This window comes from Streptomyces sp. NPDC048590, from assembly GCF_043199535.1.
GTDB lineage: Bacteria > Actinomycetota > Actinomycetes > Streptomycetales > Streptomycetaceae > Streptomyces.
Window position 1 is genome coordinate 530,837 of sequence record NZ_JBICWC010000002.1, and the last position, 16,110, is coordinate 546,946.

A 16,110-nucleotide genomic window follows, 5' to 3' on the forward strand; every position below is an offset into this window, starting at 1 on the left:
CACCATGGGGGAGCGCGTTAACAAGAAGTATCAGCAGATCTCGCCTGCGTAAAGTCTGTTAACATTTTTTCACATGCAGATGCCGGGGGCGCTCCCCGGCGCAGCACCCGAACGCAAGGAGGTCCGATGCCGACCCTCGGGGCCATCGCCGACGACTTCACCGGAGCGACCGATCTCGCCACCATGCTCGTAGCCCGGGGCCACCGGACCGTGGTGGCCGTGGGCCCGGACGCGCTCTCCGAGCAGGGTGGGGAGGCGGTACGCGACGCGGACGCCGTGGTCGTGGCCCTCAAGTCGCGTACCGCGCCCGTGGAGGACGCCGTCGGCACATCCCTCGCCGCTCTGCGTGCCCTGCGCCGGGTGGGATGCCGACGCTTCTACTTCAAGTACTGCTCCACCTTCGATTCCACCCCGCGAGGCAACATCGGCCCGGTGACCGACGCGCTCCTCGCGGAGCTCGGGGAGCGCCGCAGCGTCGTCGTCCCCTCGTTCCCCGCCACCGGACGCACCGTCCGCGAGGGCAGCCTCTTCGTGCACGGGGAGCTGCTCGAGCGCAGTCCGATGCGGCACCATCCCCTCACGCCGATGCGGGACTCCCGTCTGAGCAGCCTTCTCGAGCCGCAGACCCGCCACCCCGTCCGGCTCGTGGGGCTGGACACCGTGCGCCTCGGCGCCCAGGCGCTGCGTGCCGCACTCGACGCCCCGGAGCTTGCCGACGCGCTGGTCGTGGTGGACGCGGTCACCGACGAGGACCTGGTGACCGTCTGCGAGGCGTCCATGCATCTCCCCCTGGTCACCGGCGCGGCAGGCCTCGCCCTCGGGCTCACCGGCCCGTGTGCCGAGGCCGCCCGTGCCGAGCCGGCCTCCCGTCCCGGCGACCCGGCGGTCGTCCTCTCGGGCAGTGCCTCCTCCGCCACCCGGGCCCAGGTTGCCCACGGGCGCGCACATCTGCCCCATCTGAAGCTCGATCCGAGGTCCCTGCGCGACGACTTCGCGGGAACGGTCGACGCGCTCGTGGCCTTCGCACGTCGTGCCTGGGAATCCACCCCCGGGAAGCCTCCGCTGATCTACGCGGTCGCCGAGCTCTCAGACATCGAGGAGCCGTCCTCCGCCGACGGTCCCGCCGCCCCGGAGCTCGTCGAGCGTGCACTTTCCGCGTGCGCCGCCGACCTGGTGGAGGCGGGCGCGCGCCGGTTGCTCGTGGCCGGCGGTGAGACCTCCGGGGCGGTCGTCACCGCACTCGGGGTCCGCACCCTGTCCATCGGCGCGCCGATTTCCCCCGGCGTCACCTGGGCGCGCGCCCGGGGGCGGGGACGCACGGTGGACCTCGCCCTCAAGTCGGGCAACTTCGGCGGCACCGCCATCTTCACGGAAGCATGGAGCGCGCTGGCATGAGCGACCCCCGCCTCGAACTCGCCGCCGCCGGGGCCCGGCTGGCTGCGCTGGGACTCAGCCCGGGCTCCTCCGGCAACCTCAGCGTCCGTGTCGACGATCGCATCCTCATCACTCCCACCGGCGCGGATCTCGCCCACGTCGACCCCGAAGGGCTCAGTGTGTTGGGCCTCGACGGCGTCCATCTCTCCGGACCCCGGCCGTCGAAGGAGTTCCCGCTGCACGCCGCCTTCTACATGCGGGACGCGGCCGCCCGTGCGGTCGTCCACCTGCACGCCCGTCACTCCACCGCGGTTTCATGCCTACCCGCGTGGTCGCGGCGGAGCGCGGTTCCCCCGCTGACCCCGTACTTCGTGATGCGGGTCGGCCAGACACCCCTGGTCGCCTACGCTCCGCCCGGCGACGCGGGACAGGCGCAGGACGTAACCCGTCTGCCCTTCCCGCTGCGCGCCGTGCTGCTTCAGAACCACGGGCCGGTCCTGTCGGGTTCCTCGATGGCCGCTGCCGTGGAGGCGGCGGTGGAGCTCGAAGAGGTGTCCGCTCTCCTTCTCGCGCTGGGCGGGCGCGCCCCGCGTCTGCTGACGGAGGAGGAGGCGCGTTCGCTCGGGGAGAAGTACGGCTCTCCATGGGGTGAGTGACACCTCCTCCGGGGCCGCGGCCGGGTGAGGCACGTCTCACCCGGCCGCGGACTCTTGCTATGCAACCAGTTGCATAGAACGATCGGGGTATGGCGCTCGAACACGCGATCCTCGTCTCCCTGCTGGAGCAGCCCGGGTCCGGCTACGAGCTGGCCCGGAGGTTCGAGCGGTCCATCGGCTACTTCTGGACGGCCACCCACCAGCAGATCTACCGGGTCCTCAAGCGCATGGAGAGCGACGGGCTGCTCGATGCCCGCGACATCCCGCAGGAACGACGACCGGACAAGAGGGAGTACTCCGTCGCCCCTCCGGGCCGCGACGTCCTCGCCGGCTGGCTGCACGAACCGATCGAACCCGAGAGCCTCCGGCACGACCTCGCCGTGAAGATCCGAGGCGCCGCCTTCGACGACCCCGCCGCACTGCTCGGGGAGGTCGAACGGCACCACCGGGTCCACAGCGACCGGCTCGCGCACTACCTCGCGGGGGAGCTCCGTGACTTCACCGGACCGGACGCACCCGTCCCCCTCGACGACGGACAGGAACTGCAGCACGTCGTCCTGCGCGGCGGCATCGCCTACGAACGCATGACGATCGCCTGGCTCGACGACGTACTCGCCACCCTGCGCCGGCTGGCCGCGGCCGCTCCGCGCGGCTGAACCCGGACCCGCATCCCCCGCCCGTACCCCCGGAAGGCGTACAACCATGCCCGACCCCCTGCTCTTCAACCCGCGCTCCTACGACCCGGCGCACTTCGACCCCGAGACCCGCAGGCTCCTGCGCGCCACCGTCGACTGGTTCGAGGCGCGGGGCAGGCGCAGGCTCATCGAGGACTACCGGTCGCGGGCGTGGCTGAGCGACTTCCTGGAGTTCGCCGCCGAGGAACGGCTGTTCGCCACCTTCCTCACCCCCGCGTCCGAGGCGGACCGGGAGGAGCAGCGCTGGGACACCGCCCGGATCGCCGCCCTGAACGAGATCCTCGGGTTCTACGGACTGGACTACTGGTACGCGTGGCAGGTGACCATCCTCGGTCTCGGCCCCGTATGGCAGAGCGACAACGCCGCGGCGCGCAACCGGGCGGCACGGCTGCTGGCCGAGGGCGAGGTGTTCGCCTTCGGCCTGTCGGAGAAGGAGCACGGCGCCGACATCTACTCCACCGACATGCTGCTGGAACCGGACGGGGAAGGAGGCTTCCTGGCCACCGGATCCAAGTACTACATAGGCAACGGCAACGCGGCAGGCCTCGTCTCCGTCTTCGGCCGCCGCACGGACGTCGAGGGCCCGGACGGATACGTCTTCTTCGCTGCGGACAGCCGCCACCCCGCTTACCGGCTCGTCAAGAACGTCGTCGACTCGTCCAAGTACGTGAGCGAGTTCAGGCTCGAGGGCTTCCCCGTGGCCCAGGGCGACGTCCTGCACACCGGGCGTGCCGCCTTCGACGCGGCCCTCAACACGGTCAACGTGGGCAAGTTCAATCTCTGCACCGCGTCGATCGGCATCAGCGAGCACGCCATGTACGAAGCGGTGACGCACGCCCACAACCGAGTGCTGTACGGCCGCCCCGTGACCGCCTTCCCCCATGTCCGCCGCGAACTGGCGGATGCCTACGTACGCCTCGTCGGGATGAAGCTGTTCAGCGACCGGGCGGTCGACTACTTCCGCTCCGCCGGGCCGGACGACCGCAGGTATCTGCTGTTCAACCCGATGACCAAGATGAAGGTGACGACCGAGGGCGAGAAGGTCGTCGACCTGCTCTGGGATGTCATCGCCGCGAAGGGCTTCGAGAAGGACACCTATTTCGCGCAGGCGGCGACGGAGATCCGGAGCCTGCCGAAGCTCGAGGGCACGGTCCACGTCAACCTCGCCCTCATCCTGAAGTTCATGCGCAACCACCTCCTGGCCCCGGTGCCCTACGAGCCCGTGACATCACGTCAGGACGGCGTGGACGACGCCTTCCTGTTCCGGCAGGGCCCCGCACGCGGCCTCGGATCGGTGCGGTTCCACGACTGGCGCCCCGCCTTCGACGCGTACGCCGAGGTGCCGAACGTGGCCCGTTTCCGTGAGCAGGCCGACGCCCTGTGCGCCTTCGTCACCGATTCCGCGCCCGACGAGAAGCAGAGCCGCGACCTGGACTTCCTGCTGTCCGTCGGCCAGCTCTTCGCTCTGGTCGTCCACGGCCAGCTGATCCTCGAACAGGCCCGGTCGACGGAGCTGGACGAGGACGTGCTGGACGAGCTCTTCTCCGTCCTCGTCCGTGACTTCTCCGCCCACGCGGTCGAGCTGTACGGCAAGGACTCCGCCACAGCGGCCCAGCAGGACTGGGCTCTCGCGGCGGTGCGCCGCCCGGTGACCGACGAGGGCCGTTCGGCTCGTGTGTGGGCACGGGTCGAGGCGCTGTCGGGGGCGTACGAGATGGCTCCGTAAGGCCGATCGGGCAGTGGACCGGTTCCGGCCGCTTCGCTCGGGCTCGCCGGGGCATATGGAAGGTCCGGCGGCCGGATCCGGCCGGCTGCCAGGAGGAGGAGGCCATGGAAACGGTCTGGAACTGTCGGGCGGAGCTGGGCCGAGCGCTCGAGGACGAGGTGATCGGCTACGAGGTCGAGGCACGGGACGGGAGCGTGGGGCCGGTCGTCCGGCTCTCCCCGGTCCCGGGCTTCGACCACCTGGTCGTCGACGCGGGGGTCTGGAAGTTCGGGCGGAGCGTCGTCGTTCCGGCCGGCCTGGTCACGGCCGTCGACGACGGCGAACGGGTCATCAGGGTCGGGTGCGACAAGGAGCAGATCAAGGACGCGCCGCGCTTCGAACGCGACCAGGACACCGGTGATCTGTTCTACCTGCGCAAGCTGGGTGCCTACTACGAGTCGTTGGTGCTGGCACCGGAGTGACCGCGGGGGCGTGCCCTCGCCCCGTGCGGCCCGCCGCCCGCCCGCTGCCGTGTTCAGCCGGACAGCGGACGGCGGCTGCGGCGCCCGAGCACGATCTTGACCGGTACCAGCGCCAGCCACGACCACATGGCGGCCGCGGGCGAGAGCAGAAAGGCGAGAGGGACGGTGGCCCCGAAGACACAGGCGGTCCCGCAGAGATCGGTCGCCACCGCGCGGGCGGTCGCCCGGGCGGCCGGACCGTCGGGTCGGGCCACGCGCAGACCACTCTTCAGCACCGCCAGTTCCAACAGGTTGGTGAGGCTCACGGACCCCGCGTACACGGCCACGGCGAGCGGCTCGTAGGCGTACTCCGAGAGAAGCGACGTCGGGAAAGGGATGAGCGCGATGGCGCCGAGCCAGATGAGCGCCAGCTGCAGCGCCGGCCCGTCGAACCGGGGCACGAGCGCCACGATCCGCCGGTTGTCGTGCCAGAACGCCGACAGGATCATGAAGCTCAACGCGTAGGCTCCCAGGTCGGGTACCACGTCGCCGACCGCGTCACGGAAGCCCTTGTCCGTGAGACCGGGCGGGATGTGGACGTCGAGCACCAGAAGCGTCATGGCGATCGCGAAGATCCCGTCGGACAGAGCGGTCAGTCGCTCCGTCTTCCTGTCGTCTCCCACCGCGCTCTCCGCCACACGGACAGCGTCCCGGTGCCAGGACGCCTCCGGGCGGCATTAGACCGACGGCGGGCATGCCGGGGATGGTGGCCCGGACATGCCCGCCGTCGGTCCCGGTACGGTCAGGCGGAGAGCAGGCTGCCGTCCTGCTGTGCCGGTACAGGCCTGCTCAGCCCGGGCGAGACGGTGGCCCGCACACCCAGCATCGAGTCCGCGACCTGGAGCGCCTGCCGGACCGCCTGGGTGCCTGTCATCACGCACAGGGTGTACGAGGCGTCCTCGAGGGCCCGTGAGGTCACCTCGGTGGAGCGGCGGGCGTCCTCGATCCGGGCGTCGGCGTAACGGGCCAGGGCCACTCTCAGATCCTGCGGACTGGGTGTCAGCACAGCGGGTTCTCCTCTTGGTTCGATCCACGCCCGGGATGGTTCACCGGGACACGAGCCGTCGTCGTCGACCGGGGCGCGCGGCGTTCGGAATCCCGCCGTCTGATCCGGCGTCACCCGTCTACCCGGTCGTGAGCGGAGTACGCCCCCCTCCGCGTGTGCACCCGCGTTCGGATGTGCGCACGTTCTACCGTGCAGCGATGCGATCTGTGCCCTGGTGGGTCCTGCTCTCCTCGACCAGCGCCCCGGTCCTCCTCGTCGGTGGCTGGTCGGTCTCCGCGGAGCTCCAGGGGCCCGGCTACGATCCCGCCTCCTCGACGATCAGCATCCTGGCCGCGGACGGCGCCCGCGGCTACTGGGTGATGACCTCGGCCCTCCTGGCCCTGGGCGCCTGCCATGTGATCACCGCGTGCGGTCTGCGCCCGGCCGCCGTCCGGGGGAGGGTGGCGCTCGCCGGCGGTGGGCTCGCGGCCATGCTGCTGGCTCTGTTCCCGGCGCCGACCAGCGGCGGATCCTTCTCCCACGGTGTGGTGGTCGCCATCGGATTCTCGCTGCTCGCCGTCTGGCCGGTGCTGGCCGTGCGGCGCGGCCGGGGCCCGGCGGTCCGCGAGTGGGACGGAGGTCCGGGGGCCGCCATCCCGCTCGCCGCGGACCCGGTGCCCTGGGGGCTGCGCCCGGTGCCTTCCGCCGCAGCGGCGGCGCTGATGTGGCTCGGGGGCGCCTGGTTCCTGCTCGCGCTGTTCGTGCTCGGTACGGCGGGGGCGGCCGAGCGGGTGATCACCTTCGCGCAGTCCTTCTGGCCGCTCGTGGTGGTCGTCTCCTGTGTGCGGCACCAGGGCGGCCGGGTGGTGTGAAGGGCCCGGACACCTCGCGATCGTTCCTTCCGAGGTGTCCGGGCCTTCGGTACTCAGGAGCCGGTGGTCATCCGCCCGCCGACTACGGCTTGCGGCCCACGGCGACGTAGCCGGCGGCTGCGACGCCGTCCTGTCCGGCGACCGGCTCACCGAGCTCGGGATGCCAGGCCTCGGCCGTCACGATGCCCGGCTCGACGAGGTCGAAGCCCTTGAAGAACCGGGAGAATTCGTCGCGGGTGCGAGGCGCCAGGGTGAGGGTGTTCGCCTTGTACAACTCGTTGACCTTCCGCGCCTCCTCCGGGACGAAGTCGGCCGTGATGTGCGAGAGCACCAGGTGGCTGCCGGGTGCGAGAGCCTTGCTCAGCCGCTCCACCACCTCGTGCGCACCGTCCTCGTCGCTGACGAAGTGCAGGACGGAGATCAGCGAGAGGGCGACCGGCTGACCGAAGTCCAGGGTCTTGGAGGCGTGTTCGAGGATGATCTCCGGGTTCCTCGCGTCCGCCTGCACATAGTCGATGGCACCTTCCTCGGTGCCCTTCAGTAGAGCACCGGCGTGGGCCAGGACGATCGGGTCGTTGTCGCAGTAGACGACCCGGGTGTCGGGCGCGACCCGCTGAGCCACCTGGTGGAGGTTGGGTTCCGTGGGGATGCCCGTGCCGATGTCGAGGAACTGGCGTATGCCCTGCTCCGTGAGCCAGCGGGTGGCGCGGTGCATGAACGCGCGGTTCAGCTTCGCCATGACGGGGACGCCGGGTTCGACGGCGAGCATCTGCCGGCCCATGGCCTCGTCCACCGGGTAGTTGTCCTTGCCGCCGAGGAACCAGTCGTACATCCGGGCGGGATGGGGCTTGCTGGTGTCGATACGCAGCGAAGGGGCGTCGTGCTCCGGTCGGGACATGGGCGAACTCCTGAGTGGCGCGGCGTCAGTTGATCAGTTGACGAACAGAATAGGCAACGCCGACGCCGGACTCGCAGCCGTGGGTCCAAGTCTGTTCTGTGAAGCATGATTTCGTGGGATGTGCCCAACCCCCGGTTTTCCGGGGGTGTGCCCCTGCCCCGCGTGCGACCGGTGGGACACGACGGCCGGGCCGCGGTGTCCCACCGGTGTGACCGGCTGCCCGTGCGGGTCAGTTCGCGGTGCAGGAGACGGTGGGCCAGGTCCAGTTGCCGTTGGCCTGGATGGTGGCGCCGAAGGTGTTGCCACTGCCGTTGGACTTGGCGGTCATGACCTGTGCGCCGGGGTAGGTGGCGGTGGTGTTCCAGGTCGAGAGGACCTTGGAGGGGGAGGGGATGTTCATGGTGACGGTCCAGTTGCTCGATCCCGAGACCGCGACATTGAGGTTGTAGCGGTCGCTCCACTTCTGACCGGCGCTCAGGGTCGCCGTACAACCGCCGCCACCGCCTCCTCCGGTGCTGCCGCTGTCCGGTGCCACGGCCCGGCCGGTCTGCGGGGAGATCATTCCGGCGCACAGCCCCCGGCTCGCGAGGCCCTGCGCAATTCGGGGGATCGCGGCCAGGGTGTTCGCCGGCCAGTCGTGCATGAGTATGGTCTGGCCGTTGGTGAGGCGCCCTGCGGCCTGCACGATCGCGTCGGTGCTCGCGTTGTTCCAGTCCTGCGAGTCGACGTCCCAGATGATCTGGGTGAGTCCGTACTTGGCGGCTGCCGCCTGTACGGTCGCGTTCGTCTCGCCGTAGGGCGGGCGGAACAGCTTGGGCGTTCCGCCTCCGCCGGCGGAGATCGCCTGCTGGGTCCGGGAGATCTCCGACTCGACCTCGGCCTGGCTCATCTGTGTCAGATGCGGGTGGGTGTAGCTGTGGTTGGCCACCCACATCCCGGCGTCCACCTGGGCGCGTACCTGAGCCGGGTTCGAAGCGGCGTACTGCCCCTGGTTGAACATCGTGGCCCGCAGCCCGTTCTGCTTCAGCGCGTTCAGCAGCGCGGGTGTACTGCTCGACGGGCCGTCGTCGAAGGTGAGCCCGACGTACCCGTTGCAGGCGGCGGCGTGGGCGGGGGTGGAGTCGGCCGCCGACACGGTGGTCGCCGCCAGTGCGACGACCGCCAGGGCGGTGACCGCCCGGGGAACCGAGGAGTGGGTGGAGAGGCGCATGCGGATGTCCTTCGTCCTGATGGAGGGGTACGGCTGGGTCCACGGGCGGCGGCGGGCGCCGCCTATGCCAGTGGGCCGTGCTCTGCGGGTGGCGGTGCGGGGCGGTTCGCGGTGCTGCGGGGGACGGTGGGCCAGGTCCAGTTGCCGTTGGCCTGGTTGGGGCAGTGGCTGAGGTCTGCCGACGGCCAACAGTTTTGATCTGCCCCTGTCAGGTGTCAATCCTTTCGTCAGAAATTCCGAAAGCGTCGAACCTCCAGGAGAGGTAGGCGAGTTGAGATTGTGCAGGTGGGAACGAATGTTCTTGCCAGGCGGGTTTCTGCGTATGTGCGTCCCGAGCGGAATGAGTCTTTGAGTGCTCCGTTCGAGGTCGAAACTTTCGGAATCGATGATTGGTGTTGCGGGCGGTTTCGGTGCGTGCGGGGGCGATGTGCGCGCCGTGGGGCCGGGCGCGTGGCGAGGCAAGGGTTCAGTGGTCGGAGCGTGCGTCTCTGTCCCAGATGTGCACCTCGGTGCCCGGTGCTCGTTCGGAGAACAGGCCCGACGGCGAAGCCTTCCGCAGGATCGTTCGCAACTCGGCCTCGAAAACGCTCAGTCGTGTGCCGAAGAGATGGGGGGGCGGAGAAGGACATCGAGAAGACGCTCGCGACGATGTCGTCCCAGCTCCGCTCGAGCGTCCGTCCGTCGGGGACCACGAGGCGCCGGGGCCCGCCGAAGCCCGCGCGGGAGAGGATCTCCGCCTCGCCCCCGGGGGTGCCCTGCGGGAGCACCCCTCGCCCCGCCCGCCGTACCGGTCCCAGGTGGCGCTCCACCAGTTCCCGGATCGCGGCGTGTGGTGGAGGGGGGTGCGGGAGCCCGGAGGTCGTGGTGTTCCCCGTCTTGAGGTCCGAGATGTGTGCGAGTGAGCCGCCCGGGAGGAGCATCGACCTCACGGTCGACGCCACGAATGCGCGGTCCATCCAGTGGAAGGACTGTGCGAATGTCGCGACGGTGAACGAACCCAGGCCCGCCGGAAGGTCCTCCGCCCGGGCTCTCACCCACCGCGCCTTCCCGTCGGATCCCGCGCGATCCGCGGCGCGCCGAGCTTCGGCGATCATTCCGGGGTCCGGATCCACTCCGACCACCTCCTGGAAGAGGTGCGCGAGTTCGAGCGCGACGACGCCCGGCCCGCAGCCCACGTCGATCAGGCGCCCCAGGCCGTCAAGGTCCAGCGCTTCGGCGAGGGTGTCCGCCAGGCCGGGGGTGTAAGGAAGCCTGCCGCGGCGGTAGTAGCCGGCTGTCCCCGCGAACAGCCGGTCGTCCCATTCCCGGTCGGTGGTCATCGCTCACCCGCCCGTTCCGCGACCGTCGGGCGGACGGCCCCACTCCTGGCGTCCCGGCCCCCTGTCGGGGTGGGCCGGTCGATGCCGCCGCGGCGTCGTGACCGGGGGAGGGCTGTTCGCTTAGGGTGGCTGGTGATTTGCCTAGGGTTCCTAGGGAAATGCATAATCGCACCTCTCGAAGAGGGTGGTATCCATGGCACGAGCGGGTCTGAACGCGGAGCGTCTGACGCGGGCCGGAGCGGAGATGGCCGACGAAGTCGGCTTCGACAAGGTGACCGTCGCGGCCCTCGCCCGGCAGTTCGGCGTCAAGGACGCCAGTCTCTACTCGCATCTGAAGAACTCCCAGGACCTCAGGACCAGGATCGCCCTGCTGGCCCTGGAGGAGATGGCCGACCGTGTGGCCGCCGCCCTGGCGGGGCGGGCCGGCAAGGACGCGCTGGAAGCGTTCGCCGACGCCTACCGGGACTACGCGAGCGAGCACCCCGGCCGATACGCCGCCGCCCAGACCCGGCTCGACCCGGAGACGGCCGCCGCGAGCGCCGGAGTGCGCCACGCCCGCATGACACGGGCCGTACTGCGCGGATACGACCTGAGCGAACCGGACCAGACCCACGCCGTCAGGCTGCTCGGCAGCGTCTTCCACGGCTACATCAGCCTGGAGTCGGGCGGGAGTTTCAGTCACAGCGAACCCGGCACGCAGGAGACCTGGTCGCGCGTCCTGGACGCCCTCGACGCCCTGCTGCGCAACTGGCCCGCACCCCCTCCCGCCGGGCCCGGACATCTACCCCCGACAGGCGGCCGAGAATGACCACGCATGTCCCCCTGACCGCCATCCCCCTCACCGGGGACCTGCTGCGCGGAGCCCTCGACCTGGAGCGCACCGAGCACGGTCTGCTGCCGCACCGGCTGCCCGCCCGTGCCCGGTCCCTGAACACGGACGGTCAGCTCGCCATGGCCGAGACCCAGCCGTCCGGTGTCCGGGTCGCACTGCGCACCCGGGCCACGGTCCTGGAGCTGGACACCCTCCCCACCAAGCGCGTGTACCTCGGCGCGCCACCGCGCCCGGACGGCGTGTACGACCTCCTGGTCGACGGCCGGGCCGCCGGGCAGGCCGTGGCGGAGGGTGGGAACGTGCTGGTCATCGACATGGCCACCGGAGCCACCGAGACGAGGCCGGGGGCGGTGACCACCGTGCGCTTCGACGGTCTGCCGCGCGGGCTCAAGGACGTGGAGATCTGGCTGCCGCACAACGAGACCACCGAACTGGTCGCCCTGCGTGCCGACGCACCGGCCGAGCCGGCACACGACCGTAGCCGCGCGGTGTGGCTGCACCACGGCAGTTCGATCAGCCATGGCTCCGACGCGGCGAGTCCCAGCACCACGTGGCCCGCGCTCGCCGCGACGATCGGCCGGGTCGAACTGGTCAATCTGGGGTTCGGCGGCGGCGCCCTGCTGGATCAGTTCACGGCGCGGGCCATGCGGGACACGCCCGCCGACCTGATCAGCGTCAAGGCCGGGATCAACCTGGTCAACACCGACGCGATGAGGATGCGCGCCTTCACTCCGGCCGTCCACGGATTCCTCGACACGATCCGGGAAGGACACCCCTCCACTCCGCTGCTGGTCGTCTCGCCCCTCCTGTGTCCCATCCACGAGCAGACTCCGGGCCCCAGCGCCCCGGACCTCGGCGCACTGGCGGAGGGGAAGCTGGCCTTCCGTGCCGCGGGGGATCCCGCCGAGACCGTCGCGGGAAAGCTCACGCTGACCGTCATCAGGCAGGAGCTCGCGCGGATCGTCGGGCAGCGGGCCGCCGAGGATCCGAATCTGTACTACCTCGACGGCCGTGAGCTCTACGGCGAGGCGGATTCCGCGGTGCTGCCGCTGCCCGACGCGCTGCATCCCGACGCCGCGACGCACCGTCGCATCGGCGAACGCTTCGCGCGTCTCGCCTTCGGCGAGGGGGGCCCGTTCGGCGGCGGGCCGGACACGTCCCCGAACCGGGCGGTGGGCCTGGAGCGGTGAGGGTCTCGTACGAGCCCTGATCCGGCCCCGAACGGCTCACAGGACGGGGCGGCGGTTGAGACCCAGGTCACACGTGGGCATCCTTGGACAGGGGCGCATCGCGGGTTCGCGGTCCGCCCGCCGAGGGAGGACGAGTGATGGGCCCCATGACCCCGGACGAGACCGGCTCCTCCGGCCAGCCCGGGGCCGGTGGAGGCCCGCCCGGGCGCTCCCGCGCCGAGCCGGCGACAGGCACCGGGGTGTCGGACGAGCAGCGGCGCGGGATCCTGGAGCAGCTGCCCGTCCCGGTGGCGTTCTTCGGCACGGACCAGCGGCTCGCCATGGTGAACCGGGCGGCATCGGTCGGAAGGACGGAGGCCGAGATGCTGGGCCTGCGGCCCGGCGAGATCGAGCCCGGCCTGTTCCTGGAGGGCGGCGAAGGGCTCTCCGAGGCGTTCGACCGGGTGATGCGGACCGGTGACGCCGCCACCTACGAGATGCACCTGAAGGCGCAGCACGGTGATCATGTCTGGCAGGCCGCGCTCTCGCCCGTGAAGGACGCCGGGGGTGAGGTGCAGGGCGTGTGCGTCGTCATGGTGGACACGACGGAGCAGTACTGGGCGAGCAGGCGTCTCGCGGTGCTGAACCAGGCGAGCATGCGCATCGGCAGCACCCTCGACGTGGAGCGCACCGCCGAGGAGCTCGCGGAACTCGCAGTGGAGGAATTCGCCGACTTCGTCAGCGTGGACCTGCTCTCGGAGGTGGTGACCGGTGACGAGACCGCCCCCGCGCACCGCAGGGGCCTGATCAGCTTCGAGAGGGCGGCCCAGGGCTCCGTACTCGAGGGCTGTCCCGAGGCGGTCGTCCCCCTGGGCGAGACCCACGCCTACGACCGGGACTCCGTGGTGGGGCGCGCTCTCGTCCACGGAGAGCCGGTGCGCGTGCTCGTCGACGACGACGCCTTGCCGCGCTGGATGAAGGGCGACCCCGCGCGGCTGCGGACCATGCGGGAGTACAAGATCCACTCCGCCCTGGTCGTGCCGTTGAGCGCGCGCGGGGTCACCCTCGGCGTCGCACAGTTCTGCCGTCACCGGACGCCGAGGCCCTTCGGGGCCGGCGACCTGCAGCTCGCCTCCGAACTCGTCTCCCGAGCGGCCGTCTGCGTGGACAACGCGAGGCGCTACACACGGGAGCGGGAGACGGCCCTCGCCCTGCAGCGAAGTCTGCTGCCGCGCCGGGCGGCGAGGCAGCGAGCCGTCGAGGTCACCGCGCGCTACCTGCCGAACACCGGAGGGAACGGGATCGGAGGCGACTGGTTCGACGTCATTCCGCTCTCCGGCGCCCGCGTCGCCCTGGTCGTCGGCGACGTCGTGGGGCACGGCGTCCACGCCTCGGCGACGATGGGCAGGCTCCGTACCGCGGTGCGCACGCTCGCCGATGTCGATCTCGCACCGGACGAACTGCTCACCCAGCTCGACGACCTCGTGCTCACGCTCGACCGTGAGCAGCCGGTCAACAGCCCCGAGGGTGCGCGGGTGACCGGTGCGACCTGCCTCTACGCGGTGTACGACCCGGCCACCGGTTCGTGCGGGATGGCTCGCGCGGGTCATCCCGAACCGGTGCTCGCCCGCCCCGACGGCACGGTGGAAGTGCTCGCCCTTCCGCCCGGCCCGCCGCTCGGCGTCGGCGGCAGTGCCTTCGAGGCGGCGGAGTTCGATCTGCCCGAGGACAGCCGGATCGCCCTGTACACGGACGGGCTGATCGAGGCGGCCGGTACGGACACGGACGCCGCCATGGCGGAGCTTCTCGAAGTGCTCGGCCGCCGGGGGCTCTCCCTGGAGGCATCCGGTGACACCGTGATGGACACACTGGTCCGAGGGCAGCAGAACGACGACGTCGCCCTGCTGCTGGCCAGGACGCGGCGGCTCGACGCGGGGCACTACGCCGCGTGGGACCTGCCCGCGGACCCGGCGGTCGTCTCGAACGCCCGCAAGCGGGCCGCGGCGCAGTTGGCGGCCTGGGGCCTGGACGACGCGGTGTTCACCACCGAACTGGTTGTCAGCGAGCTGGTCACCAACGCCATTCGCCACGGCGGAGATCCGATCCGGCTCCGCCTCATCCGGGACGCCGCGCTGATCTGCGAGGTCTTCGACGGCAGCAGCACCGCTCCTCATCTGCGCCGGGCCAGGATGTTCGACGAGGGGGGACGCGGTCTCCTGCTCGTCGCGAGTCTCACCCGGCGCTGGGGCACCCGGTATTCGGGCACGGGCAAGACCATCTGGGCGGAACAGCCGCTCCCGGGAGCGGAGGAGTCGGAGCTGCTCTGACCTACGGCGCCCCGCCCGGTCCCCGGCCCCCGGTCTCCCGCAAGGAGACCGGGGACCGCCGGCGTCAGGCCTCGGGTGCCGGGTAGGTCGGGTATTCCACACCCGAGACGTGCTGCACGACCCGGATGACCTGGGAGGAGTAGCCGAACTCGTTGTCGTACCAGAGGTAGAGGATCGCGTTGTCGCCCTCGACCTTGGTGGCTCCGGCGTCGACGATCGAGGCGTGACGCGAGCCGATGAAGTCGCTCGACACCGCGTCGGGGGCGGTGATGAAGTCGATCTGGCGGCGCAGCGGGGAGGTCAGCGAGACGTTGCGGAGGTGGTCCAGGACCTCCTCGCGTGTGGTGCCCCGCTCGAGCTGCAGATTGAGGATGGCGATCGAGACGTCCGGCACCGGGACGCGGATGGAACTGCCGGTGATCTTCGCCTGGAGATCCGGCAGCGCCTTCGTCACGGCCGAGGCGGCACCCGTCTCCGTGATCACCATGTTCAGCGGTGCCGAGCGCCCGCGGCGGTCGGAGTTGTGGTAATTGTCCAGCAGGTTCTGGTCGTTGGTGAACGAGTGGACGGTCTCCACGTGACCGCGCACCACGCCGTACTCGTCCGCCATCGCCTTCAGCGGGGGGACGATGGCGTTGGTGGTGCACGAGGCGCAGGAGATGATCCGCTCGTCCGGCTTGACGGTGTCGTGGTTGACGCCGTGCACGATGTTGGGGACGTCGCCCTTGCCCGGTGCGGTCAGGACGACCTTCGCGATGCCGGGACGCAGGTGCCGGGACAGGCCCTCACGGTCACGCCAGCGGCCCGTGTTGTCGATGAGGATGGCGTCCTTGATGCCGTACGCCGTGTAGTCCACCGCGGTCGGGTCGTCCGAGTAGATCACCTGGATCTCGTTGCCGTTGGCGATGATCCTGCTGTTCGCCTCGTCGACGGTGATCGTGCCCTGGAACTGGCCGTGGATGGAGTCGCGGCGCAGCAGCGACGCGCGCTTCACGATGTCCTGGCCCGCGCCCCGGCGCACCACGATCGCGCGCAGCCGCAGGCCGTTGCCGGAACCGGTCTTCTCGATGAGCAGCCTCGCCAGGAGACGGCCGATGCGGCCGAAGCCGTACAGGACGACGTCGCGCGACTCACGCCGCTCCGTCTTGTTGGCGCCGGTCGCGCCCGCCACTGCCTCGGCGGTGAACTCGTCGACCGACAGCCCGCGGTCGTCGCTCCGGTACGTCGCGGCGAGCATGCCCAGGTCGATCTGCGACGGCCCGAGGTCGAGCGAGGTGAGGGCCCGCAGGAAGGGGAGGGTCTCCGTGACCGAGAGCTCCTCGCCGGCTATCTGCCGGGCGAACCGGTGGGTCTTGAGGATGCTGACCACCGACTTGTTCACCAGGGAGCGGCTGTGGAGCAGGATCGTGACGTCCCGCTCCCTGTGCAGCTTCCCGATGATCGGGATCATCGACTCCGCGATCTCCTCGCGGGTCTTCCAATTGGTGAACGAGTCCTCGGTGGCAGTCACAAGTCCATCTTTCGAGCTAGGCGGTGCTCATATGTTA

14 protein-coding genes and 1 pseudogene are annotated in these 16,110 nt (G+C 70.5%); 9 read left to right on the top strand and 6 right to left on the bottom strand.

What is annotated here, in order from left to right; genetic code table 11:
* Window positions 1-126: 126 nt before the first annotated feature.
* The 5 genes from otnK (at window position 127) to ACGFNN_RS06695 (ending at window position 4,912) form a co-directional block, all read left to right on the top strand.
* A complete protein-coding gene (gene otnK / locus ACGFNN_RS06675) occupies window positions 127-1,395 on the top strand; it encodes a 3-oxo-tetronate kinase (protein WP_393553610.1) in 1,269 nt (422 codons plus the stop codon).
* Window positions 1,392-2,030, top strand: coding sequence for a class II aldolase/adducin family protein (locus tag ACGFNN_RS06680; protein ID WP_393553612.1), 639 nt, complete (start codon window positions 1,392-1,394; stop codon window positions 2,028-2,030). The genes otnK and ACGFNN_RS06680 overlap by 4 nt, the downstream gene beginning before the upstream one ends.
* Window positions 2,031-2,119: 89 nt before the next feature.
* The gene (locus ACGFNN_RS06685; protein ID WP_393553614.1) at window positions 2,120-2,686 is read left to right on the top strand and encodes a PadR family transcriptional regulator; all 567 of its coding nucleotides are present in this window, start codon (window positions 2,120-2,122) and stop codon (window positions 2,684-2,686) included.
* A gap of 46 nt (window positions 2,687-2,732) precedes the next feature.
* On the top strand, window positions 2,733-4,451 hold the full coding sequence (locus ACGFNN_RS06690; RefSeq protein WP_393553616.1) for an acyl-CoA dehydrogenase family protein: 1,719 nt from the start codon (window positions 2,733-2,735) through the stop codon (window positions 4,449-4,451).
* A gap of 104 nt (window positions 4,452-4,555) precedes the next feature.
* A complete protein-coding gene (locus tag ACGFNN_RS06695; RefSeq protein ID WP_393553618.1) occupies window positions 4,556-4,912 on the top strand; it encodes a hypothetical protein in 357 nt (118 codons plus the stop codon).
* Window positions 4,913-4,965: 53 nt separating this feature from the next.
* Here the strand turns inward: ACGFNN_RS06695 and ACGFNN_RS06700 are convergent, their stop codons facing one another.
* Window positions 4,966-5,574, bottom strand: a complete 609-nt coding sequence (locus tag ACGFNN_RS06700; RefSeq protein ID WP_393553619.1) for a TMEM175 family protein — start codon at window positions 5,572-5,574, stop codon at window positions 4,966-4,968.
* A gap of 119 nt (window positions 5,575-5,693) precedes the next feature.
* Window positions 5,694-5,957 carry a DUF5133 domain-containing protein gene (locus ACGFNN_RS06705; protein WP_393553621.1) on the bottom strand — a complete coding sequence of 88 codons (264 nt, stop codon included), beginning with the start codon at window positions 5,955-5,957 and terminating at the stop codon, window positions 5,694-5,696.
* Between the two features lie 197 nt (window positions 5,958-6,154).
* Here ACGFNN_RS06705 and ACGFNN_RS06710 point away from each other — a divergent pair, with 197 nt between their 5' ends.
* A complete protein-coding gene (locus tag ACGFNN_RS06710; protein ID WP_393553622.1) occupies window positions 6,155-6,808 on the top strand; it encodes a DUF998 domain-containing protein in 654 nt (217 codons plus the stop codon).
* Between the two features lie 82 nt (window positions 6,809-6,890).
* On the opposite strand, the gene ACGFNN_RS06715 is transcribed toward ACGFNN_RS06710, so the two are convergent.
* The 3 genes and pseudogenes from ACGFNN_RS06715 to ACGFNN_RS06725 all read right to left on the bottom strand — a co-directional run bounded on the left by ACGFNN_RS06715 (window position 6,891) and on the right by ACGFNN_RS06725 (window position 10,235).
* Complete coding sequence (locus tag ACGFNN_RS06715) at window positions 6,891-7,706, bottom strand: SAM-dependent methyltransferase (protein WP_362674695.1); 816 nt, start codon at window positions 7,704-7,706, stop codon at window positions 6,891-6,893.
* A gap of 229 nt (window positions 7,707-7,935) precedes the next feature.
* On the bottom strand, window positions 7,936-8,916 hold the full coding sequence (locus ACGFNN_RS06720) for a polysaccharide deacetylase family protein (RefSeq protein ID WP_393553623.1): 981 nt from the start codon (window positions 8,914-8,916) through the stop codon (window positions 7,936-7,938).
* Window positions 8,917-9,382: 466 nt separating this feature from the next.
* A pseudogene (locus tag ACGFNN_RS06725) lies at window positions 9,383-10,235 on the bottom strand (class I SAM-dependent methyltransferase).
* 193 nt (window positions 10,236-10,428) lie between these two features.
* Here ACGFNN_RS06725 and ACGFNN_RS06730 point away from each other — a divergent pair.
* From ACGFNN_RS06730 to ACGFNN_RS06740, 3 genes are all read left to right on the top strand, one after another.
* A complete protein-coding gene (locus ACGFNN_RS06730) occupies window positions 10,429-11,043 on the top strand; it encodes a TetR/AcrR family transcriptional regulator (protein ID WP_393553625.1) in 615 nt (204 codons plus the stop codon).
* Window positions 11,040-12,257 (top strand): GDSL-type esterase/lipase family protein, encoded by a 1,218-nt coding sequence (locus ACGFNN_RS06735; RefSeq protein WP_393553627.1) that lies wholly within the window; start codon window positions 11,040-11,042, stop codon window positions 12,255-12,257. The genes ACGFNN_RS06730 and ACGFNN_RS06735 overlap by 4 nt, the downstream gene beginning before the upstream one ends.
* Before the next feature lie 137 nt (window positions 12,258-12,394).
* A complete protein-coding gene (locus ACGFNN_RS06740) occupies window positions 12,395-14,563 on the top strand; it encodes a SpoIIE family protein phosphatase (protein WP_393553629.1) in 2,169 nt (722 codons plus the stop codon).
* Between the two features lie 64 nt (window positions 14,564-14,627).
* Here ACGFNN_RS06740 and ACGFNN_RS06745 read toward each other — a convergent pair whose 3' ends face one another.
* On the bottom strand, window positions 14,628-16,073 hold the full coding sequence (locus ACGFNN_RS06745) for a glyceraldehyde-3-phosphate dehydrogenase (protein ID WP_362543404.1): 1,446 nt from the start codon (window positions 16,071-16,073) through the stop codon (window positions 14,628-14,630).
* Window positions 16,074-16,110: the final 37 nt, after the last annotated feature.